Raw genomic sequence first — 21,840 nt, 5'->3', positions numbered from 1 at the left:
GTGCCGGTGAGCCGTTCGCCGTCTCTGGTGGACAGGGGCGAGTGCAGCGAGATCGAGAGCCCGCGACAGCTCGGTACGGTCGGATTCATGGAGTGGAGCTTTCGATCGGCCGAACAACTCGTCGCCGCGCTGCGGGCGGGTGCGGTGTCCTCGGTGGAACTGACCGACGAGGCGATCGACCGTATCGAGCGTGCCGACAAGGCGATCAACGCGATCTGTGTGCGCGACTTCGACCGTGCGAGGCAGGCCGCACACCGTGCCGACCAGGCGCGTGCCCGCGGCGCCGACACCGCACTGCTCGGAATCCCGGTGACGGTCAAAGAGTCCTACGACATCGCCGGGCTCCCCACGACCTGGGGCATGCCGCAATTCGCGAACTACTGTCCGCCCGGGAACGCGGTGCAGGTGTCACGGCTCGCCGCCGCGGGCGCGGTGGTCCTCGGCAAAACCAATGTGCCGTTGGGACTGCAAGACGTGCAGAGCTTCAACGAGATCTACGGCACCACCAACAACCCGTGGGATCACGCGCGCACGCCCGGTGGCTCCTCCGGTGGATCCGCGGCCGCACTGGCATCCGGATTCGGTGCGCTGTCCATCGGGTCCGACATCGGCGGTTCCCTGCGTACCCCCGCGCATTTCTGCGGCATCTACGCGCACAAGCCGACACTCGGGCTGGCCGCGACCCGCGGCATGGTCGCACCACCGGCGACAGCATTGCCGGTCGATCTCGACCTCGCGGTCGTCGGTCCGATGGCGCGCACGGCCCGCGACCTCACCCTGCTCCTCGACGTCATGGCCGGACCGGACCCGCTGACACACGGTGTGGCATACGACCTGGCACTGCCGCCCACGCGCCATGAGCGACTCGCCGACTTCCGTGTCCTGATCCTCGATGAGCATCCGCTCCTACCGACCGGGTCCGCGGTGCGGGCAGGCGTGAACCGGGTGGCCGACGCGCTGGTCGAAGCGGGCGCTCGCGTGCAACGACACAGTTCACTGCTGCCCGATCTCGCCGAAGCCGCGACGGTCTACATGCAGTTGCTGTTCGCGGGTGCGGGCGCGCGTTTTCCCGTCGACGCCTACGAGCAACTGCGGACCCGAGTCGCGCAGCTGAGCGCAGACGATCGGAATCTCGTCGCGGTGCGTCAACGCGCCCTGGTGTGCAGCCACCGCGACTGGCTCGCAGCGAACAACACTCGCGAACTGCACCGCGCCGGCTGGCGGCGACTGTTCACCGAATTCGATGTCGTCGTGTGCCCGATCACGCCCACTCCCGCGTTCCCCCACGACCACGACCCCAACCTGCTGGGCCGCCACCTCGAAATCGACGGTGTGGGCTACCCGTACCTCGACCAGCTCGTCTGGGCCGGCGTAGCGACGATGCCCGGCCTGCCCGCCACCGCCATCCCGGCGGGACGCTCACCCGATGGCCTACCGGTCGGGGTGCAGCTCATCGGCCCGAAGTTCGAGGACCGCACCCCACTGCGGCTTGCCGAACTGCTCGAACAGAAGATCGGTGGCTTCCAGACACCGCAGTAGACACACGGTGGCTGTCTCCTCAGTACCTATAGACGACTGATTCCGGACCGCTGTCGGCCACCTAACTTGGTGATCACACCACCGAGCCGCAAACGGACCGAGGAGAATCATGACCGCCTACGTCATCGCCAGATTGCAGGACGCCCCGCTGCACGCGGAGATCGCCGAGTACATCGAGCGCATTCCCGCCACCTTCGAGCCGTACGGTGGTCACTTTCTCGTGCACGTGACGCCGCACGAAGTGAAGGAGGGCAGCTGGAGCGGCGGCATCGTGATGATCGGCTTCCCGGGGATCGACCAGGCGCGGGCCTGGTGGGACTCGCCTGCGTACCAGGAGATCGCGCCGTTGCGCTCGCGGCACATCGAGGGCGACATCATCCTGGTCGGCGGGGTCGCCGAGGACTACGACCCCGCCGCCACCGCCCAGGCCATGCGTGCGGCATTGAGCGCCTGAGGCCCGAACGGGCCCTCGACCAGGCGGCTCAGGAACCGGGGGCCGGCCAAGTGGCCGCGTCAGTGTTGCGCGACACCCGGCGTAGCAGGGTCGCGAGCAGCTGCCGCTCCTGCTGGTCGAGTCCCGCCAGGAGCCGGTGGTCGCGATCCACGCGACTGGGCAGTTCGGCGTCGACGAGATCGCGCCCGGCAGCGGTCAGCTGCATCAGCACCACCCGGCCGTCGCGCTCGAAGCGCAAACGTTCGATCAGTCCGATCTTCGTCAGCCGGTCAGCGTGTTTGGTGGTCGAAGCGCCGCTGGTCATGGTCCTCGCGGTCACTTCGCTGGCGCGCAATGGACGGCCGGCGCGGGCGAGGGCGCACAGGATGTCGAATTCGCCACGGTTGACGCCCCTCGGTGCGAGCGCCCGGTCGAGCTGGTGCAGCGCCAGCGCGCTGATCCGATTGATCCGCCCGATCACCTCGATCGTGGAGGTGTCCACCTCGGGATAGGTCTCGGCCCATTCGGCTCGAACGCCGTCGACGAAGTCGGGGGAGGTGTCGCCCATAGGGTCATCCTAGCGATCGGTTTCACACTATTTCAGATATACTTTACTAGTAAAATAGATTTAGGATGGCAGCGTGCCTGCCGCGACTTCCGACCTACAGAACCCGCCCGACGCGACCCCTGCCCGGCTGCGGCACTCTCGTGACGCGTTGGCGCACTCGGTCTCCGCATCCACCTGGCGGCGTGCGCTCGAGGTTCGATCTGCCGACGCGACCCTCGCGGTCTCGTTGCGCGTCGGCGCAGCGGCCGCACTGGTGTTCGTCGCCTGCGGCCTCCTCGATCTGCGGCAATACGTCGGCTTCGCGGTCCTCGGGGCACTGGCCTCCGCCTTCGCACGGCACGAGCCGATGGTCCGGGTCGCCGCCAAGGTGACGCTGGTCGGCGTGCTGGTTGTCGCTTTCATCGCAGGCGGTGGACTGCTCGCGCTCGCCCACGTGCCGATGTGGGCCGAGGTCGCGTTGATGTCTGTCGGTGCCGCGGTGGCAACGATGTCGGTCTCGGCATTCCGGATCACCGGCCCGGGCCCGGTGATCCTCGTCTTCGCGGCCACCGCGGCCGTCGGATACGTCACCGCCTCCGGCGATCTCGTCCACGCGTGCTCGGCCGCGGCGATCGGCGCCGCGGTGGGACTGCTCGCACAGACCGCGCCACTGCTGGTGCTGCCCCTGGGTCCCGCCCGGCTGGCCGTCGCGCGGGCACTCTCGGCCGTCGCCGCGATCGATCGTGGCGGGTCCGTCGAACCGGCCCGCGCCGCGATCGCGCACGCTCGGGAGAAGGTGGCGCTCAGCGGTTGTCGAGGCCGGGATATGAGGCACGATCGTGACCTGATCGCCTTGCTCGATGAGGCGGAGGGCGCGGTCGACGACTGGACCGCGGGAGAGCGGAGGCGGCTGCTCGACGTAGTCGGGCACGAGGCCGAACTGCGCAAGATCAAGCGGCACAGCATTATTTTCGACCGCGATGCCGAAGGCGAGGTGCCCGCGCTGCCGCGACCCGAGGGGTTCCTTTCGACGGGCCTGTGTGGGCTGCGCTCACGCGCGGTCCTCGGCAATGCGGCGCGCATCGCACTCGCTTCCGCTGGCGCGGGGTGGTTCGCCGCCGCAGCCGGGCTCGCCAGTCCGCTGTGGGCGTCGATGGGTGCGATGGCCGCGATGCAGGGTGTCTCGTACGCGATGACCGTGCAGCGGGGAATCCAGCGCCTGCTCGGCAATGTCGGCGGCGCGGTCATCGGGGCACTGTTGATCGCGGCGGGCCTGGGGTACTGGGCGACCGCGGTCGTGATCGTGGTGCTGCAGGTGTGCGCCGAAGTGATGGCCGCCCGCAACTACGCCCTCACTTCACTGGCGGTCACCCCGATGGCGTTGCTGATGGTCGGCCTCGGAGTGCACCTGTCGCCCGAGATCGGCGTCAGCCGGATCGTGGACACCCTGATCGGCGTCACGATCGGCGTCGTCGTCGCGGCCGTGACGATCAGCCGTTCTGACCTACACCATCTCCAGGTCTGCCCAGCCGCCGACGCGAGATAAGGCGTCGTCCACGTTCGTCCCCAGGCCGACGAGCAAAGAGCGGCGAGCGCCGTCCTCGCAATACGAGATCGGGGTTGAGCCGCCGTCTGCCGGACACCGACCCGATCAACCAACCGTTCGATGGTGTTGTCCCGAGTCGCCGCGATGTGGGGAATCGGGGAGCCGAGCTCCGAGGCGAAATACGCACTCGGTGCAGGCGAACTGGCCGGGACCGGCAGCGCCACGCGCCGGTCCCGGAATGTCCTGGCTAGGTGAACAAGCGGGCGTGCTCGGTAGCCCAATGTGCGAATGTGCGGGCTGATCGGCCGGTCACTGTCGCTACGGTGTCGAGGACCTTGTCCGCGGCGTCGGGTGGGTGGGTTGCCAAGCGGAGACCGAATTCGACGTATTCGTCACCGAATCCGTGACCGGCCAAGCGGTCCCGTTCCTGGGCTCGGTTGAGTTGCCGGTGGGTGAGTGGAAGTCCTGTCGCCTCGGCGAGTATCCGTGTGCGTTGCGCCGGGGTCAGGGCCTCGGGGCCGGTGAGGCGGTAGGTTTTGCCGCCGTGGCCGTCTCGGGTCAGCGCGCAGCGGGCGACCGACGCGATATCGGCTTCGTGGACCATGGCACTGGGCCATTGGGCGAAAGCGGAGACGGTGCGGTGTTCGCGGATTTCGTCGAGCCAGTCGAGAGCGTTGAGCATGATCTCGACGGGTTCGAGGCGGGTCCAGGTGATACCGCTGCCCGACAGCGCGTCTTCGACGCTTGTCCGGGACCAGCCACCCAGGACGGTGGCGCGGTCGATTCCGCATCGCCGGGCGAGGTCGACGATCTCGGGGCCGGTGGTGAGATCCGCGCCGTCGTCGCCGCCGAAGGTAATGAGGTGGACGGCGTCGACACCGGTGAACGCCTCTTGCAGGGTCGAGGCGTCGGTCAGGTCGCCCTGCACACGCCGCGCGCCTGGTGGCAGGTCCGCGGAATGCGGGGTGCGGGTCAGTGCCCGGACTCGGTGGCCGTCGGCGAGTAGCTGGTCGACGAGGTGGCGGCCGATATGCCCGGTGGCGCCACAGACGAGGATTTCCATGGTGGTTCCTTTCCTGGTCAGTCGGTGCTCTTGCGCAGTGCGCGCAAGCCCACAGCGATACCGATGACCGCGGTGAGGATCGCGGCAAGCCAGCCCCAGCCGACGTCGGCCGAGAGGTGGCCGGCGAACAGATCGCGTTCGGCGTTCACAACGTGGGTCAGTGGGTTCACCACCGAGAGTGCGCGCATCCAGCCCGGAGCTTGTTCGAGGGGAAGCAGCATGCCGGACAGGATCATCGAGGGAAACAACAATGTCTGGTGCACGGTCCAGAAAACCCAGTCCTGTTCCCGGACGACGATGGCCAGTGCGTAACTGAACGAGCCGATGCCCAGGCCGAGGACACCCAGCAGCAGCAGGCCCTGCACCGCGCCGAGTGGATCCGGCCGCAGCCCCAAGGGGATGGTCACCAGGATGATCAGGGTCGCCTGCGCGATCAGGGGGAGGAATTCCTTGACCGCGCGGCCCAGGAAGAGGGCCGACCGGGACAGTGGTGTGACCAGCAGGCGCTCGTGAGTGCCGTTCTGGAGGTCGAACTGGAGATTGGAACCGGTGCCGGCGGTACCGAACAACGACGTCATGACCAGGATTCCGGGAACGAACCAAGCCCAGGGCGACTCACCGTCGCGGGCCAGCAGCGGCCCGAACAGCAAGAGGAAGAACAGGGGTTGGACCAGGCCGAAGACGACCGAGAACGGATCGCCGAGCACGGGGCGCAGTTCCCGGACGGTGACGAGCAGGGTGTCGGCGACGATATTGCGGCGCGGTTCAGTGGTGGTCATCGGGTCTCCTCCGGATCGTGGTTGCCGCTCTCGGTCGTCCCCGGGTCGCGCAAGCTGCGTCCGGTGAGCTCGAGGAAGACATCGTCGAGGGTGGGCACCCGGGTAGCGGCGGAAACGACCTCGATGCCGCGCGCATGGGCCGCGGTGACCAGCGCGGGTACGGCTTTCGGACCGTTCGCTGCGTGGGCGACGACAGTGGTGCCGGTGTGGGTCACCCGGTTCACGCACTCGGTCCGGCGCGCCAGCGCGGCCAGCTCTGCGGCCCAGGCCGGGTCGCCCGCTTCGAGCGTGACCCGGTCTCCCGCGTGCTCGCTCTTGAGCGTCTCGGGTGAACCGTCGGCGATGATGCGTCCGTGATCCACGATCACGACTCGATCGGCGATCTGGTCGGCCTCGTCGAGGTAGTGGGTGGTGACCACGATCGTCATGCCGGATTCCGCCCGGAGCCGGGCGATGTGGTCCCACAGATTGGCCCGGTTGTGCGGGTCCAGGCCGGTCGTCGGCTCGTCGAGGAACAACAGCGCGGGCCGGTGGACCAACCCCATCGCCAGATCCAGGCGCCGGCGCTGGCCGCCGGACATGGCCTGGGACTTCCGATTTCCGAGCCCGTCGAGACCCAGGGCGGTGAACAGCTCACCCGCCCGGATCCGCGCCGATTTCCGGTCCAGTCCGTAGATCCGGGCTTGGGTCACCACCTCATCCATCGCACGCTGGGTATGTCCCGCGCTGTTGCCCTGACCGACGTATCCGATCACCCGCCGCACCTGGCCGGGTTCGCGCTGGACATCGTGGCCGCCGATCTCCGCGGATCCGCCGGTCGGCGGCAGCAGCGTCGTGAGCATGCGCATCAAGGTCGTCTTACCGGCCCCGTTGGGGCCGAGAATCGCCAAGACTTCTTCGCGCGCGACGGTCAGATCGATGCCGTCGACCGCGCGGACTTCTGATTCGCCGGGACCGTGGAAGGTCCTGGTCAAATTCCGGGTGTTGATCACGTCCTGCCTCTCGATGGGGTACAGGACGATCAAAACCTCCGTTGCGGACGATATACGGCCACAAGTCGAACGGGGCGGCCCGGAAGTTCGTGCCCCGGAATGCCGAATGCCCTGCGGCGCAGACGAAGCCGCAGGGCATTGCCGACGGGTCAGCGGGTGCGCGGATCCTGCAGCGACGCCATCGCTTCCATGAGCGAGGAATGAACGGCGGTCAACTCCGGGGTCGCGAACGACTCCCAGGACTGCTCGCCGGCACCGGCCTCGGCGGAATCGGCCTGCCCCCAGTCGCCGCCGCCGGTTTCGTCCGCCGCTCCTTCATCCCAGGACGCGTTACCCGGATTGTGCTTGTACACCCACCACAGGTGGCCGAACGGGTCGGCGAACCGGGACAGTACGTCGCCCCAGAAATCGGTCGGCTCGGTGACGATCCGCGCACCACGCGCGGCGGCTCGTTTCAGCGTGGCGGCCGGATCGTCGACGTAGACGCGAACGAAGGACGGCGTATACGGCCAGTCCGGTTTGCGATCGGCGATCGTCAGCGTCGAATCGCCTATCCGCAGTTCGGAATGCAGAATCAGGCCGTCGGTGTCGGCGGTCCGCGCCTCGGTGACCTCGATCGCCCCGAACACATCGACCAGGAAGCCGAGCAGACCTGCCGCGTCGTCGGTCCAGATGAAGGGGTCGACCGTTGCTGATCCGGCGGGCGCCGGGGGGACGGCGGGAGTTGTGGACATACTGTCTCCTTTCGGTTGGTGCCCTAAGATTCGTCGCAGTTGCGGACAGTATGTGGCCACAAGTGCGCCTAGCCTCGGGGTGTGTCCACCAGTACTCGCACCCTCGCGCTTCTCGGTCTGCTGCAGAGCCGTCGCCACTGGTCCGGCGCCGACCTCGCGCGCCGGCTCGATGTCAGTGAGCGAACCGTCCGGCGTGATGTGCTCGGTCTCCAGGAGCTCGGCTATCCGATCGTCACGACGCGCGGTACCGGCGGCGGCTACCAGCTCAGTGCGGGTGCCTGCCTGCCGCCACTGGTCCTGGGTGAGGAGGAGGCCGCCGCGACGGTGCTGGGGCTGAAGGAGATCGCCACCGGCGTCCATCCTGCCTCCGCGGAAGCCGCGATGAGTGCTATGGCCAAGATCGTCCAGGTCCTTCCCACTCGTATCCGTCGCCGGATCGACAGTCTGCGGACCGTCGCGACCCCCGCCGGTGATGGATACCACCGAGCCGGGATCGACGATGTCACCGCGTTGACCACACTCGCGCTGGCCTGCCGGGACGCCGATACTGTCTCGTTCTCCTACCGCGGCAGCGACGCGGCCACTTCGCAGCGCACCGTCCAACCGCATCAGATCGTCAATGTCGAAAGCCGCCTCTATCTGGTGGCCTGGGATCTCGATCGCACCGACTGGCGTACCTTCCGAATCGACCGGATCACCCAACCACGCCGCACCGGCGCACGATTCGCACCGCGCCGCCTGCCCGGCGCCGATCCGGTGGAATATGTTCGCGACAGGATCGGGTCGATGCCGTCGAGGTACCGGGTGCACGCCACCATCCAGGCTTCCGCTGAACGCGTCAGAGCCGAAATCGTCCACTACGGCACCGTCGCCGCCATCGACCCCGGATCGTGCGAGGTCCATATCGCTGCCGAATCCCTGGACTGGGCAGCCTTCTGCCTCGTCTCGATCGGCGCACCGTTCATCGTGCACGGACCACCCGAAGCCACCGACCTCATGAAGGACTGGGGATCCAGGCTCCTCACCGCCACACGAGCGACCGGAAACGGACTCGTCTGCAACAGGTCGATCGGCGACCGGACGCAGGACTTCGGATGATCTTCGGCACCGGCGATACCCGCCGTGCTCCTCGCCCGGGACAGCGGACGGGGCGCACGCGGCGGTGATCGCCGCGGTGTCCCAGTAGAAGGGCCGCACCTCGGTGATGCGGGACGAAGTCCATTCCCTGCCACAGTGCCGCGACCGTGGTGGCGGAGACTCGGGAAGAAGGTGGCCGTGGCGGGGGGAGACCTCTGCCAGCGCGATGAACACGCCCGAGGTGGCCATTCCGAGCGAGCCCACCACCATCACCAAGCGCGGTCGTCTCCGGCCATGTGTCTCCCGAGCGCGGAACCGTGTGGCGCGGTGGGCTGCGGGGCACAAGTCTCGGGCATCCCTGAATCGGCCGGGAGCTCACGGTGAATCCGTCTTTGGTACGTCCGTACAGGCGAGCACAGTTTTTCAGCAGTTCCGTAGCCATTACGTTGCGTTGAATGCGACCAAACGTAAACGAAAATGATTCGAGCTCATTCGAAACGAACGCAGATCCTGACCACCGATAATGTTCACTTATCGGTGGTCAGGGTTGGAGCGTCCGGATCCGACTCCCGAAGGGGCGACACGGGTTTCGTTTCGTGCAATACGTAATGGAATGACGAAACAAACGCTACGATTCTCCCGTGTCGAGCGTATGCAACTATCCGGGCTGTGCCCGTCCCATCACCCGCGCCGGTGGCCCGGGACGCCCCTCCGAGTACTGCGATCACCCCGACCACACGCGGTGGCGGGCGTGGCGGGAAAGGCAACGGCAGCAACAGGAGTCCGAGAGTGCGAGCTCTGCCGTCACTGTGACGGCTCAGGGGCCGGTGACGGTGGCGCGGCTGCGCGCCGACGAACTGCTCGGGCAGTTTCGGGGGCTGGCCGAACAGCTGGGGACCACGCTGAACGCGGCGGTGGCCGAGCTGCAGACAATCGGCGATCCGTCGGTGGCCGAGGCGCAGGTCCAGGCTGTCCAAGCCGACGCTGCTCGCCGGATCGCCGAGGCGGAGATGGCGACGGTGGCGGCCGAACAAGCGCGGCGTGAGGCCGAAGAGGCCCGCGCACTGGCGGAATCGGTGGCCGAAGAGGCGGTGGCGGCCGCCGAACACGCTGAACAGGCAGTGAGTGAAGCACTCGCGGCTAGGGACGAAGTCGTGGCCTCGGTCGACGCACTCACCCGACAGGCCTCCGAAGACGTGTTCGCGGCCCGCAGCGACGCCGAGGCGCAAGTGCGTGCGGCGCAACAACAAGCGGCCGACGACATCGACGCGGCGACGCAACAAGCCGACGACACCGTGGCCCGTGCCCAACAGCGCACCGACACCGAGATCGCGCACCAGCGTCGCGACGCCGAGGCCCGGATCGCGGCCGCGAACGCCGAACGCGATCTGGCGATCCAGCGGGCCGCCGACGCCGACCGTGCCACCGAGCGCGCCGAGCAAGCCACCGCCGAACGCGTGGAGGCCGCGGCCGAAGCGCGCGAGGAGTGGCGCCGAGCGCGCACCGAACTCGACGCCGCGCGCGGCGAACTCGACCGCACACGCACCGAACTCGCCGAGCTGCGCCGCACCACCACCACCGAAACCCGGCAACGCCGCGACGAAGCCGCGGCCGCACTCGAGCAGGTGCGCACCGAAGCCGCCGAACGGTGGGCCGCGCTCGACGACGCACGCAAACAGACGCTGGCCCGTGCCGAACGCGCCGAAGCGCAGCTCGACGAACTGCTCGCCACCACCCGCGCACCGCTGCCACAAACATGAGCGGGGGTATCGGCGGCGGCGAGCAGCGACCTGGACTAGCGTCACGCACATGACCGAGCAGCCCGGCCCTCTCGAATCGACGCGTGAGTTCGCCGCCATCGACATCGACGACATGCTGAACGCCGACGAAACCTACACCGGACCGAACCCGCGCACGCGACTGATCGCGATCCTGGTGGTGGTGGCGCTGCTACTGGGCGCCGGTGCCACCACCCTCGCGATCCTGCTGGCCTGACCTCTCAGGCAGGCCGGGCCAGCGGGGTGTCGGGTTCGCCGGAATTGCGCAGTGCGACGATCTGTTCGGGCACCCAGTAGATCCGGCCGAACTCGAACGCCTGATACATCCCGTCGTCGTGGGCGGTCTCGTCGGAGGCCGGCCACCCGAGCTCGCCGTTCTCCGACCCGGCCGCCGCCCACCGCGCACCGATCGCACCGTGCACCCAGTACGCGGGTTGTGCGGCACGCCGGTAGACGGTGCCGCCCTGAAAGGCTTGCGCCAGCCCGGGTCCGGAACCTCGCGGATCGGGCAGTTCGGTGTGCTCGGCCGTCGGAAAGCCCAGAGGGCCTGTCTCCCAATCCAACTCCGCGTACTTGTCCATGATCGCGGTCGGGACGGCGTGGGCATCGGTGCTGGGATGCCAGTACACATAGCCGTGCTCGAATTCGGCGAACCGTCCCACTCCGTCCGGTGTGCTGAGTTCGCCGTCGGTGCGGCGCGCGCCCAGCCATGGGGACGCGGCCGCACGGTCATCGATCGCGTTCGGCCCGGTCCCACCGGCGAACGAGGCCACGTGGGTGGCGAACACATCCCATGGGAAGTTCGGGCCCACATCGGTGTGCGAGCCGATGCCGAGCGCCCTCGTGACGTACTGATGGTCGGAGATCCCGTCGCCGACGTGGTAATTCGGCTCGATCACCTCGGTGGAGTACCCGTGCCGGTGCGCGCTGCGGACGGCGAGGAACGCCGCGATCCGCAGATCGCCGTCGATGGCCAGCCACTGTTGCCGCGACCAGGCGATCCGGCTGCCCGCGAAGCACAGATTCACCGTGAAGGGGTTCGCCGAGAGCACCGACCAGGACGCGAGCTCCTCCGGCACCACCCGCACCACCACCGCGTCGCGCAGCGTGTAGTGGTAGGACACGCCGTTGGCGGGGTTGTTCAGGTAGGCGGCAAGGGATTCGGCGGTGCCGTTGCCTTCCTGGGTGTGCAACAGGAAATTGGTGATGCGGGCGCCCTCGCGCGGGGAGTGCGACGGTCCGAGCCGGTCGATCTCGGTGAACGGCGGTACCGAGACCGAACGGTCCAGCGCCCACTGCCCGAAGTCGGGGGCGAGGATGTCGTTGACGTCGACGCGGGTGCCGTCGATGATCGGTCCGGGGTTGCTCGGGGTGTCGATCACCCGCTGGTAGAGCACCGCGCGTGGTTCCCGTTCGGTCCCCGACCAGGCCCGCGTCTGCCACGCCCAACTGAATTGCCCACGCGCGCCGACCACTCCGTCCTCGATCGCCCACGCGCACACCCGCGAATGCCCGTAGATCCCGGTCCAGGCCGTACCGAGCACCGAGTTCACGCCCCGGAAGAACTCCACGGCCGTGCTGTTCCACTGCGACAGCGAGATGTCCTCGTCGACGGCGAAGAAGATCGGTGCGTGTCGAGGCGCGCCCACACGGAGGTGGGTGGCCAACGCCTGTTCTGCCATCCGGCGACCGCCGTCGAAACCGGTCGTCCAGTCCGAGGGGGTCGGGTCGCCGGGTTTGCCGTACTGCCAGATGGAGACGATGTCGAGCCCGGCGGCGGTGAGCGCGCGAGCGTAGTCGGCGGTGATCGGTTTGGCGCCGAAGTTCGCCCCCGGCCTGCTCGGTGAGATGTAGGCGAGAACGGCCGAATGGCCCGCCGCGACGATCGCCTGCGGTTGGATGAGCCTGGCCGCGAAATCGACAGCTGTAGACATGATTGACCCCCTGTTATGGCTGCGTACCCGATGGAATTCCCGAGATGGTGGAACTATCGCGATGATTTACGCTGGTACCCGAGGATCGGTACCGAGGTGAGGATCTCACCGTGCACTATTCTAAACGAAACACTTACTCCCGCACCGTCGTTCACCAACGAATAGGGTAGTACCCGAATTCGGGCACAGTGTCACGCGCGCGTGCCGGTGCGACCGCTGACATCGCGCCGACTCACCCAGTGTCGCGACCCCTGTCGATGCCGATCGGTGCGCGCGGCTGTGCGGTGCAGGACTGGCCCGCGCTGTCACGGCAACGGTTGTCGACCGACGGCATCGAGGCGTGGTAACGGCGTGTCGCGAAAGCCTGTGTGGCAGAACGGTAGCGGGCGAGCGCGGGGCACGGTTGACTGGTAGCCATGGCCTCCACACGATCCAGCAGGCAGCGCCGACCGGGGATGCCCGCGCCCTCGGTCCCGCCGGGCGAACTGATCGTCGTCACCACGCCGACCGGTCCGGAGATCACACCGGTCGCCCTGCGCGAGAACCGGTCCGTGCGCACCAGGGTCGATGAACTCCTGCCCGCTACCGCGCGTCTGGTGCCGATCTTCGGTCCGGACAACCGTCTTGCGGCCCGCTTGGCCGACACGCCGCAGGCGGCGGTGGCGGGGGAGTACCTCAGTTACTACTCGGTGCACGGTGACCTGGGCGATCTCGGAGAGCTCGCGCATCGGCTGCGCGAGGACGACACCGTCGCCGCCGCCTACGTGAAACCGGCGGCCGAACCGCCGCTGGCACCGCTCGCGGAGAACGTCGTCGCACCGCGAGCACCCGCCGTGACGCCCGATTTCCGGGTCAGACAGGCCTACCTGGACGCAGCGCCTCACGGTATCGACGCGGTGTGGGCCCACGGTCAGCCCGGCGGGCTCGGTACGGGGGTGCGGGTGATCGACGTCGAGGGCGCGTGGCAGTTCACCCACGAGGATCTGCGACAGAACCAGGGCGGAGTCATCGGCGGCACCGCCTCCGCCGACCTGGGATGGCGCAACCACGGGACCGCTGTGGCCGGCGAGATCAGCGGCGACCTCAACGAATTCGGTGTCACCGGAATCGCCCCCGAAGCCCACATCAGGGCTATCTCGATCTTCGGCATCGGCTCGGCCGCGGCGATCCGCTCCGCGGCCGACGCCCTGAACCCCGGCGACATCGTCCTCATCGAACTGCACCGCCCCGGACCACGATTCGACTACCGGGGCACCCCCGATCAGCGCGGCTACATCGCCGTGGAATGGTGGCCCGACGACTTCGCCGCCATCCGCTACGCCGTGAGCCGGGGCATCGTCGTCGTCGAAGCGGCGGGCAACGGCGGCGAGAACCTCGACGACGCCGTCTACGACACCCGCCCCGGCGACTTCCCCACCACCTGGCACAACCCGTTCCGTGCCGGCCCCGCCGATTCCGGCGCCATCCTGGTCGGCGCGGGCGCCCCACCGCCGGGCCTGCACGGTCGCGACCACGGACCCGCCCGCTCCCGCCTGGACTTCTCCAACCACGGCGCCCGCCTCGACACCCAGGGCTGGGGCCGCGAAGTCACCACCACCGGCTACGGCGACCTGCAAGGTGGGCCCGACGAAGACCTCTGGTACACCGACGAATTCAGCGGCACCTCCAGCGCGTCGCCGATCGTCGTCGGCGCCATCGCCGCCTACCAGGGCATCCGCGCTCCCGGCCGCGCGACCCCCGACCAGATCCGAACACTGCTGCGTACCACCGGCTCGCCCCAAACCGCCGCCCCTGGTCGTCCGACCACCCAGCGCATCGGCACCCTGCCCGACCTGCGCGCCATGACCGCGAAAGGTTGACGTATCAGATGGCAGTCATCCACCAGACCACCGTCACCCCGTCCAAGAGCGATCTCGTCGCGGCATGGTTACCCAGTCGGCAGTGGTACCTGGGCACGACCCCACGCCTGGACAAAGTCGGTGGTTTCCGCCTCGATGATCCGGCCGGCGAGGTCGGGGTCGAATTCGTGCTGTTCGTCGACGATTCCGGTCCTGACCAGGTGCTGTATCAGGTGCCGATGACCTATCGCGGGGCACCGCTGCCCGGCGCCGACTCGGCGCTGATCGGCACAGCTGAGCACGGGGTGCTGGGTCGGCGCTGGGTCTATGACGGGACCCGCGATCCGGTCGCGATCGCCGCCGTCATCGCTCTGCTGACCGGCCGCGCGACCGCTCAGGCTCAGAGTCTGAGCGACACGTCCGACCCGACGGTCGTTGTGACACCGGCAACCTCGGCCGACGGCGACCTCGGTGTGGCCGTGGACGGCGTCGCGCACACCGATGTCGCCTGGGGTTGCGCTGCCGTGCGATTCCATCGTGTGCCGGTGTCGTTGTGGGTCGGCGGAGCCGGTTCGGTGGCCGCGCCCTCGGCTCTGGGCTCGGTGGTCGAGTTGATCAGCGTGTTGACCGACTGGGCATAGCGCTGCCCGTGCGCGACCGACCGACACGTGCCCTGCCGGGTCGAAAACCGGATGTGCCGGGGCACGGTGGCGTGGCAGGGTACGAGCATGGCAACGGCGAAGAGCGTGTGCGTTCGGGCGGGGACTCCTGCGGACTCGGCTGCGATCACGGGGTTGCAGGAGGCCGGGTTCGGGATGCGGTACGGGGGTGATGAGAACGAATTCCGGGGAGCGGTCTTTCCGGTGGAGCGGTCACTGGTCGCGGTGGAGGGTGACCGGATCGTCGGGCACACGGTGGACCGGACGATGACGATCACGGTGCCGGGGGAGCGGACGGTGCGCGCGTGTGGGGTCTCGGGCGTCGCTGTGGCGCCCACACATCGGCGGCGAGGGATCCTGCGCGAGCTCTATCGCGCCCAGCACGCGCGGACCGAGGCCGACGGGTTGCCGTTGACGATCTTCACGGCCAGTGAGGCCACGATCTACGGGCGGTTCGGCTACGAGGTGGCCATCATCGACACCGCGGTCGCCATCGATACGCGGCGTGCCGAATTTCGGTCCACGACACCGGATCCCGGTGGTGTCACCTTGGAGACGCTGCAGGACACGGCCCCGCGGATTCGCGAGATCTATGAGCGCTGGCAGCAGGTGACGGCGGGGGCGCAGGTTCGCCCGGATGCCAAGTGGGACCTGTTCTTCGCCGATGTGGAACGCCACCGCCACGGCGCGACGACGCTGTTCGTGCTGCTGCACGCCGACGGATATGCCCTGTATCGGCGCTCGCGGCGCGAGACCCGTGACATCGCCGCGGTGTGGGAACTGCGTGCGGTCACCCCCGACGCGCACGCCGCGCTGTGGCGGGTGCTGCTCGGTATGGACCTCGTCGACACCGTGGAAGCCGAGCTCGCCGACGACGATCCGCTCGCCTACATGCTCACCGACCCGCGCGCCGTGCAGCTGACCCACCGCGGTGACGCACTGTGGGCGCGGGTCATGGATGTCCCCGCCGCCTTGACCGCCCGCACCTACCGCGCCGACCTCGATACCGTCGTGGCGGTGCGTGACCCGTTCCGCGACGCGGGCGGGAACTTCGCCCTGCGGATCCGCGACGGCGTCGCCGAGTGCGAGCCGACTTCCCGGACAGCGACTCTCGGCTTCGACCTCAACATTCTCGGCGCCCTCTACTTCGGTGCCCATCGCGCCAACACCTTCGCCGCCGCGCACCGGATCGCCGTCGAGGACCCGAAGGCACTGCGCGCGTTCGACGAAGCGTTCACCACCGACCGTGCCCCGCAATTGGGCTGGTTCTTCTAACACCCCGGCAACGGGCGCGTTCGCCCCGAAGGTCGCCGCGCCGGGAGTACGGTAGGTAGCTGTGGATTCGCACGAGGTCGATTCTTCGGTTCGGGTGCGTGGCGCCCGGGTCCACAACCTGCGTGATGTCGACGTGGACATGCCACGAAACGCGCTGGTCGCCTTCACCGGAGTGTCCGGTTCCGGCAAGTCGTCGTTGGCGTTCGGCACGCTCTACGCGGAATCGCAACGCCGCTATCTGGAATCGGTGGCACCGTATGCCCGCAGATTGCTGCACCAGGTGGAGGCGCCCGATGTCGACAGCGTCACCGGCCTACCGCCGACCGTGGCCCTGGCCCAGCGCCGGTCCTCGCCGTCGTCACGCTCGTCCGTCGGCACCGTCACCGCGATCTCGAACACGCTGCGCATGCTCATGTCCCGCGAAGGCGACTACCCCGACACCCCGGCCAGGACCGGTCCCGGGCACTACCCGGAGGGCACCAACCGCCTCTACTCCGACGCGTTCTCCCCGAACACCGTCGAGGGAGCCTGCCCACGCTGCCACGGACAGGGCGTCGTCCACGAGGCCACCGAGGCATCGATGGTTCCCGACCCGTCGCTGAGCATCCGCGAGGGTGCGATCGCGTCGTGGCCCGGCGCCTGGCAGGGCAAGAATCTGCGCGACGTGCTCGCCGCGCTGGGCTACGACATCGACCGCCCATGGCGTGAACTCTCACCCGCCGCGCGCGAATGGATCCTGTTCACCGAGGAGAAACCGGTCGTCACGGTGGAACCCGTGCGCGAACCACATCGCATCCACCGCCCGTATCAGGGCACCTACACCGGCGCCAAGCAGTTGCTGTTGCGTTCGCACGCCGAATCCAAAAGTGAGGCGACCAAGGCCCGCGCGGCCGAATACCTGCACACCGCCGTCTGTCCGCTGTGTGCGGGGCGACGACTCAAACCCGAAGCACTCGCGGTGACCTTCGCGGGATACAACATCACCGAACTCGCCGATCTGCCACTGAGCGAGCTCGTCGAGGTGCTGCGCCCCTACACCCCCGGCACCGACGCCGTGGCGGTACTCACCCAGGACCTCACCTCCCGCATCGATGTGCTGATCGAGCTCGGGCTCGGTTATCTGAGCGTGGACCGGGAGAGCCCGACACTGTCCGGCGGTGAGCTGCAACGATTACGGTTGGCCGGGCAGTTGCGGTCGGGGCTGTTCGGTGTCGTCTACATTCTCGACGAACCCTCGGCGGGACTGCACCCGGCCGACATCGCGGCACTGACGACAGTGCTGGACCGGCTGAAGAACTCGGGCAACAGTGTGTTCCTGGTCGAACACGATCTCGACATCGTCCGCCACGCCGACTGGCTCATCGACATCGGTCCCGGCGCCGGGGTGAACGGTGGCACGGTGCTCTACGCCGGTGAGGTCGACGGGTTGCGCGAGGTAGCCGACTCGGTCACCCGGCCCTACCTGTTCGACGAGATCGTCCGCCCACCGCGCGCGGCACGCGCCCCGACCGGCGAGCTCCGATTACGCGCCATCACCAGTCACAACCTGCGTGACCTCGACGCCGACATCCCCCTCGGAGTGTTCACCGCGATCACCGGCGTTTCCGGTTCGGGCAAATCGACACTGCTGCACGCTGTGTCGATCACCGCCGACGCCGACCCGGACATCGTGCGAGTCGTCGAAGTCGATCAGGCGCCGATCGGGCGCACCCCACGATCGAATCTGGCCACCTACACCGGCCTGTTCGACACGGTCCGCAAACTCTTCGCCGCGACCGACGCCGCCAAAACCCGCGGGTACGGCGTCGGGCGGTTCTCGTTCAACGTCGCCGAGGGCCGCTGCCCGACCTGCCAGGGCGAGGGATACATCACCGTGGAGCTGTTGTTCCTGCCCAGCACCTACAGCCCGTGCCCGGCCTGCCACGGCGCGCGCTACAACCCCGAAACCCTCGACGTCACCTACCGCGACAAAACCATCGCCGAGGTCCTCGACCTGACCGTCGACCAGGCCGCCGACTTCCTCGGCGACGTCGAAGTCGTCGCGCGTGCCCTGCGCACATTGCGCAATGTCGGCCTCGGCTACCTGCGGCTCGGACAACCCGCCACCGAACTGTCCGGCGGTGAAGCGCAACGGGTGAAGCTGGCCACCGAGTTACAGCGGGCACGGCGCGCGGGCACCGTCTATCTGCTCGACGAACCAACTACCGGGCTGCATCCGGCCGACACCGATATCCTGATGACACAACTGAATTCGCTCGTCGACAGCGGCGCCAGTGTGGTGGTGGTCGAACACGACATGACGGTTGTCGCCGGTGCCGACCACGTGATCGACATGGGGCCGGGCGGCGGCGGGCAGGGAGGCCGGATCGTGGCGCAGGGGACACCGAAACAGGTGGCGGACAGTACGGTCAGCCGGACTTCGCCCTACTTGTCGGAGCGATTGACATGACCGGCAGCGCGGATCGGACCCGCACTGCGATGCTCGTCGCGGGCGGGTGTTCGTTCCTGCTCGGTCTGGCGCTGCTGCTGTGGCCGGGGCGCGACGAATCCATGCTGGCGACGCTGTTCGGGATCTCGCTGATCCTGAGCACCGTGGTGCAGGTGTATCTGGCGTTCCTGGCGCGGATCGCGTTCCTGTTGCGGGTGCTGGTACTGGTCAGCGCCGGGCTCACGGGGATCTTGGCCGGTCTGGTCTTCCAGGGCGGCAATATCGAACTGCTGGCCCTGTGGATCGGCATCGGCTGGTCGGTGCGCGGGATCGTGCACGCGCTGGTCGCGGCGTGGGACGACAGCGTCGAGGACGGCTGGGCGCACGAACTGTGCGGTCTCGCCACCACCGCGATCGGCATCGCCGTCATCGCGATCACCTTCCAGACGGTCACCGGGCTGGCCACGATGGCCGGTGCCGGCCTGGTCGTGATCGGTGTGATGGAACTGCTCGCCGGTGGGCTCGGGCGGGCGGCGATGCAGGCGGCGCGCGGGTCCGCGCCCGAACAACCGGTGCCACCGGTCCGGGCCGCGACCGAGCTGTAGTAGCGAATCACACACTGCGAGTTCGGCATTCGAGGTCTACGCGAACTCGCGGACAACGTCACATTGCGGGCAGTGGAGCGAGCGCTGAACTCTGCGTGCACCCTCGCTCACGGCTGGGGTAACTGTGCTGCGCGCCGGTAGCGTGGCCCGCGGCGTGCGCACGGGGAGGGTCCTGTTCGGCGCGCCGCGTCCGCAGCCCGATTGTGAGCCCAGGAGAATGTGGTGTCGCGCGTAGTCCCCGGCATAGCTGCCGATGCCGTCCAGCGTGAAGAGCTGGCTATGCGGCGCATGACCGAAAGTTTGGTCGAAGACCTGTCCGAGAACGTCCCCGTCGACCAGGTGACGTCGGCGGTCGGCGCCGCGCACCACCGGTTCACCGGTAAACCGATCCGGGAGTTCGTGCCGATCCTGGTCGAGCGGATCGTGCGCCGCGAACTCGCCGATCCCGACCCGACGGTGCGGGTTCCGGCCCCCACGGCCAGCGTGCGGGCCGCGGAACTGATCGCGCGCGAGTCGAACACGACCGAGGAACAGCCGAAGCGGTCGGTGAGCAGGCGCGCGGTGGTGCCGTTGTCGATCGGTGCGGCCGTGATCGTGGCCGGTGTCGTCGCCGGCGTGGTGCTCTTGCCCGGCGGTGCCGATGCGCCGGCCGCGGCTCCTGTCGCCGGGCTGACGGTGGTGCGTGGGGTGGTGGGGTCGGAGAAGATGTCGTTCTTCGCCGACGAGCGTGTGGCGAAGGTGCTCGCCGACAACGGTATCCGGGTCGAGGTCGAACCGGCCGGTTCGCGCCAGATCGCGACCACGGTGGACCTGGGCGCTTTCGATTTCGCGTTCCCGTCGAGCATCCCGGCCGCGGAACGAATCCAGCGACAGCGCAACATCACCACCAAGTACACGCCGTTCTCGTCACCGATCGCCATCGCCACCTATCGGCCGATCGCGGACCTGCTCACGGCGGCCGGGGTGATCAAGCCCGGTCCGGTCGCGACCTTCGACATGGACAAGTACCTGGAGCTGGCCGGGACCGGTGTGCAGTGGGACGACCTGCCCGACAACACCACCTACCCGGTCGCCAAGAACATCCTGGTCTCGACCACCGACCCGCGCAGCTCGAACTCCGCGGCCATGTACCTCTCGATCGCCAGCTATGTCGCCAACGACCACACCATCGTGCGCGGCGCCACCGCCGAACAGCACGTGTTGCCCGCACTGTCGAAACTGTTCCTCGCCCAGGGCTACACCGACAACAGCAGCGACGGACCGTTCAACCAGTACCTCACCAACGGCATGGGCCAGACCCCGCTGGTCTGCATCTACGAGGCACAGTTCGTCGAAGCCGCGGGCAAGGGCCGGATCAAGCCGGACATGGTGCTGACCTACCCGACCCCGACGGTGCTGTCGAGCCACACCCTGGTCCCGCTCGACGCCACCGGCGACAAGATCGGCAAACTGCTCACCGACAACGCCGAACTGCGCCGCCTGGCCGCCGAACACGGCTTCCGCACCGGCGACACCGCCCAGTTCACCTCGGTCGCGGCCGAACGTTCGGTGCCGGTGGCCGCCGATCTGATCGATATCGTCGACGTACCGGCCTACGAGACTCTCGAGCACCTGCTCGACGGGGTAGCCAAGTCCTACAACTGAACTCGTCTCACCCCGTGCCGCGCAGCTCACCGCTGCGCGGCACTCGCGTTTGCGCGGCCGGAGGGATGGCGCGCCATGTGTCGATGAGATGCGGTCTGGAACCGATTCGCGTCCAGGTGCGGGGCGCAGACCGTGGTGCCGGATTCGGGGTTGACACGGGTTCGGCGCACGACTGTACACTGATGTGTTGCCAGGTATCCGAGCTGGCCCGCACTGCGAATGGAGTTCCACCGAGATGGACAAATTCGAACCCGGCCGAGAACTGATCCACGAGCTGTCCGTCGCGGCACGCCGAACCGGTACCGCGCTCGCCGCGATCTTCGGCGACGCGGGACGCAAGAGCGCGCGTGAGGTGGTCGATCTGGCACACGAGGGACGTGAACTGGTCGCCGGAACACTGCGGGCCAGCGCTGACGAACTTCGCCGTCGCCGCTAGTGCGTGCACCGGCGGATTCGTCGATGCCGCTGCGGCGTTCGCACGAAGTCGCCGTTACGGCGAACCACGGGTCTCGGTAGGATTCGGCGGGTGCCAGATTCTTCCGAGATAGCCCGGCTCTTCGATCGGCGGCCGCGTCACTGGGGGTCGCCCGCGGACCCGGTGGCTTGGAATGCGGTGCGGGACAAGGTCTGTGCGCAAGTCCCGCCGGAGACCGCGACAGAGTTCGTGACGTTGCTGCGGCGGGAAATCGTCGAGGTGACCGGGGTTGACGTCGACGATGCCGACGCGATAGCCGAGGCATCCGTGCTGGTCGAAGGGCAACCTGAAGCTGTGGACCTGCCGACCTGGCGCACCATTGTGCTGCCGCTGCTGACCGCCCGCGCGCGGCAGCTGTACGGCGAACTACCCACCGAGCGCCCCTGACGCCTCACCTCGTCGTGCGCGCCAAGGCTCGCTCTCTCCGCCGCATTCGCGCACCGGCCGTCCTTCGGCGAGGAGAGTTCGATATCAGTTCAGTGCACGCCTGTACA

The 21,840-nt window shown here is 68.2% G+C and carries 20 protein-coding genes; 14 read left to right on the top strand and 6 right to left on the bottom strand.

The annotated features are described in order from the left end of the window. The first annotated feature begins 87 nt into the window (after positions 1–87). Together ACFWFP_RS08485 and ACFWFP_RS08480 are read left to right on the top strand one after the other, a co-directional pair. On the top strand, positions 88–1,539 hold the full coding sequence (locus ACFWFP_RS08485) for an amidase (RefSeq protein ID WP_379294065.1): 1,452 nt from the start codon (positions 88–90) through the stop codon (positions 1,537–1,539). 109 nt (positions 1,540–1,648) lie between these two features. Beyond that, positions 1,649–1,993, top strand: coding sequence for a DUF1330 domain-containing protein (locus tag ACFWFP_RS08480; protein WP_379294064.1), 345 nt, complete (start codon positions 1,649–1,651; stop codon positions 1,991–1,993). A 28-nt stretch (positions 1,994–2,021) separates the two neighbouring features. On the opposite strand, the gene ACFWFP_RS08475 is transcribed toward ACFWFP_RS08480, so the two are convergent. Beyond that, positions 2,022–2,540 carry a MarR family winged helix-turn-helix transcriptional regulator gene (locus ACFWFP_RS08475; RefSeq protein WP_379294063.1) on the bottom strand — a complete coding sequence of 173 codons (519 nt, stop codon included), beginning with the start codon at positions 2,538–2,540 and terminating at the stop codon, positions 2,022–2,024. A 73-nt stretch (positions 2,541–2,613) separates the two neighbouring features. Here ACFWFP_RS08475 and ACFWFP_RS08470 point away from each other — a divergent pair, with 73 nt between their 5' ends. Continuing rightward, the gene (locus ACFWFP_RS08470) at positions 2,614–4,065 is read left to right on the top strand and encodes an FUSC family protein (RefSeq protein ID WP_379294062.1); all 1,452 of its coding nucleotides are present in this window, start codon (positions 2,614–2,616) and stop codon (positions 4,063–4,065) included. A gap of 247 nt (positions 4,066–4,312) precedes the next feature. Here ACFWFP_RS08470 and ACFWFP_RS08465 read toward each other — a convergent pair whose 3' ends face one another. The 4 genes from ACFWFP_RS08465 to ACFWFP_RS08450 form a co-directional block, all read right to left on the bottom strand. Further along, the gene (locus ACFWFP_RS08465) at positions 4,313–5,128 is read right to left on the bottom strand and encodes an SDR family oxidoreductase (protein ID WP_379294060.1); all 816 of its coding nucleotides are present in this window, start codon (positions 5,126–5,128) and stop codon (positions 4,313–4,315) included. 17 nt (positions 5,129–5,145) lie between these two features. After that, positions 5,146–5,907, bottom strand: a complete 762-nt coding sequence (locus ACFWFP_RS08460) for an ABC transporter permease (RefSeq protein ID WP_379294059.1) — start codon at positions 5,905–5,907, stop codon at positions 5,146–5,148. Next, positions 5,904–6,932: an ATP-binding cassette domain-containing protein gene (locus ACFWFP_RS08455; RefSeq protein WP_379294058.1), complete on the bottom strand. Its 1,029-nt coding sequence runs from the start codon at positions 6,930–6,932 to the stop codon at positions 5,904–5,906. Before ACFWFP_RS08455 ends, ACFWFP_RS08460 begins: the two co-directional genes overlap by 4 nt. A gap of 116 nt (positions 6,933–7,048) precedes the next feature. Continuing rightward, complete coding sequence (locus tag ACFWFP_RS08450; RefSeq protein WP_379294057.1) at positions 7,049–7,633, bottom strand: VOC family protein; 585 nt, start codon at positions 7,631–7,633, stop codon at positions 7,049–7,051. 81 nt (positions 7,634–7,714) lie between these two features. Here ACFWFP_RS08450 and ACFWFP_RS08445 point away from each other — a divergent pair, with 81 nt between their 5' ends. The 3 genes from ACFWFP_RS08445 to ACFWFP_RS08435 all read left to right on the top strand — a co-directional run bounded on the left by ACFWFP_RS08445 (position 7,715) and on the right by ACFWFP_RS08435 (position 10,705). Continuing rightward, positions 7,715–8,731 (top strand): helix-turn-helix transcriptional regulator, encoded by a 1,017-nt coding sequence (locus tag ACFWFP_RS08445; protein ID WP_379294056.1) that lies wholly within the window; start codon positions 7,715–7,717, stop codon positions 8,729–8,731. 788 nt (positions 8,732–9,519) lie between these two features. Then, positions 9,520–10,470: a hypothetical protein gene (locus ACFWFP_RS08440; protein WP_379294055.1), complete on the top strand. Its 951-nt coding sequence runs from the start codon at positions 9,520–9,522 to the stop codon at positions 10,468–10,470. Positions 10,471–10,519: 49 nt separating this feature from the next. After that, positions 10,520–10,705: a hypothetical protein gene (locus ACFWFP_RS08435; RefSeq protein WP_379294054.1), complete on the top strand. Its 186-nt coding sequence runs from the start codon at positions 10,520–10,522 to the stop codon at positions 10,703–10,705. A gap of 4 nt (positions 10,706–10,709) precedes the next feature. On the opposite strand, the gene ACFWFP_RS08430 is transcribed toward ACFWFP_RS08435, so the two are convergent. Further along, positions 10,710–12,422: a glycoside hydrolase domain-containing protein gene (locus ACFWFP_RS08430; RefSeq protein WP_379294053.1), complete on the bottom strand. Its 1,713-nt coding sequence runs from the start codon at positions 12,420–12,422 to the stop codon at positions 10,710–10,712. 416 nt (positions 12,423–12,838) lie between these two features. On the opposite strand from ACFWFP_RS08430, the gene ACFWFP_RS08425 reads away from it, so the two are divergent. The 8 genes from ACFWFP_RS08425 (at position 12,839) to ACFWFP_RS08390 (ending at position 21,733) form a co-directional block, all read left to right on the top strand. Next, positions 12,839–14,281, top strand: coding sequence for a S8 family serine peptidase (locus tag ACFWFP_RS08425; RefSeq protein ID WP_379294052.1), 1,443 nt, complete (start codon positions 12,839–12,841; stop codon positions 14,279–14,281). A gap of 8 nt (positions 14,282–14,289) precedes the next feature. Continuing rightward, positions 14,290–14,901: a 1,4-alpha-glucan branching protein gene (locus ACFWFP_RS08420; protein WP_379294051.1), complete on the top strand. Its 612-nt coding sequence runs from the start codon at positions 14,290–14,292 to the stop codon at positions 14,899–14,901. Positions 14,902–14,952: 51 nt separating this feature from the next. Next, entirely contained in the window at positions 14,953–16,194 is a 1,242-nt protein-coding gene (locus tag ACFWFP_RS08415) for a GNAT family N-acetyltransferase (RefSeq protein WP_379294049.1), read from the top strand. 139 nt (positions 16,195–16,333) lie between these two features. Beyond that, positions 16,334–18,643 (top strand): ATP-binding cassette domain-containing protein, encoded by a 2,310-nt coding sequence (locus ACFWFP_RS08410; protein WP_379295107.1) that lies wholly within the window; start codon positions 16,334–16,336, stop codon positions 18,641–18,643. Next, on the top strand, positions 18,640–19,227 hold the full coding sequence (locus ACFWFP_RS08405) for a DUF308 domain-containing protein (RefSeq protein WP_379294048.1): 588 nt from the start codon (positions 18,640–18,642) through the stop codon (positions 19,225–19,227). Before ACFWFP_RS08410 ends, ACFWFP_RS08405 begins: the two co-directional genes overlap by 4 nt. Positions 19,228–19,515: 288 nt before the next feature. Continuing rightward, complete coding sequence (locus tag ACFWFP_RS08400; protein WP_379294047.1) at positions 19,516–20,871, top strand: three-helix bundle dimerization domain-containing protein; 1,356 nt, start codon at positions 19,516–19,518, stop codon at positions 20,869–20,871. A gap of 235 nt (positions 20,872–21,106) precedes the next feature. Next, positions 21,107–21,307, top strand: coding sequence for a hypothetical protein (locus ACFWFP_RS08395; protein WP_379294046.1), 201 nt, complete (start codon positions 21,107–21,109; stop codon positions 21,305–21,307). A gap of 90 nt (positions 21,308–21,397) precedes the next feature. Next, positions 21,398–21,733: a hypothetical protein gene (locus ACFWFP_RS08390; protein WP_379294045.1), complete on the top strand. Its 336-nt coding sequence runs from the start codon at positions 21,398–21,400 to the stop codon at positions 21,731–21,733. Positions 21,734–21,840 lie beyond the last annotated feature (107 nt).

It is taken from the genome of Nocardia sp. NPDC060249 (assembly GCF_042728755.1).
GTDB lineage: Bacteria > Actinomycetota > Actinomycetes > Mycobacteriales > Mycobacteriaceae > Nocardia.
The sequence above is the reverse complement of the archived record's forward strand: the minus strand, read 5'-3'. Positions and strand labels throughout refer to the sequence as shown.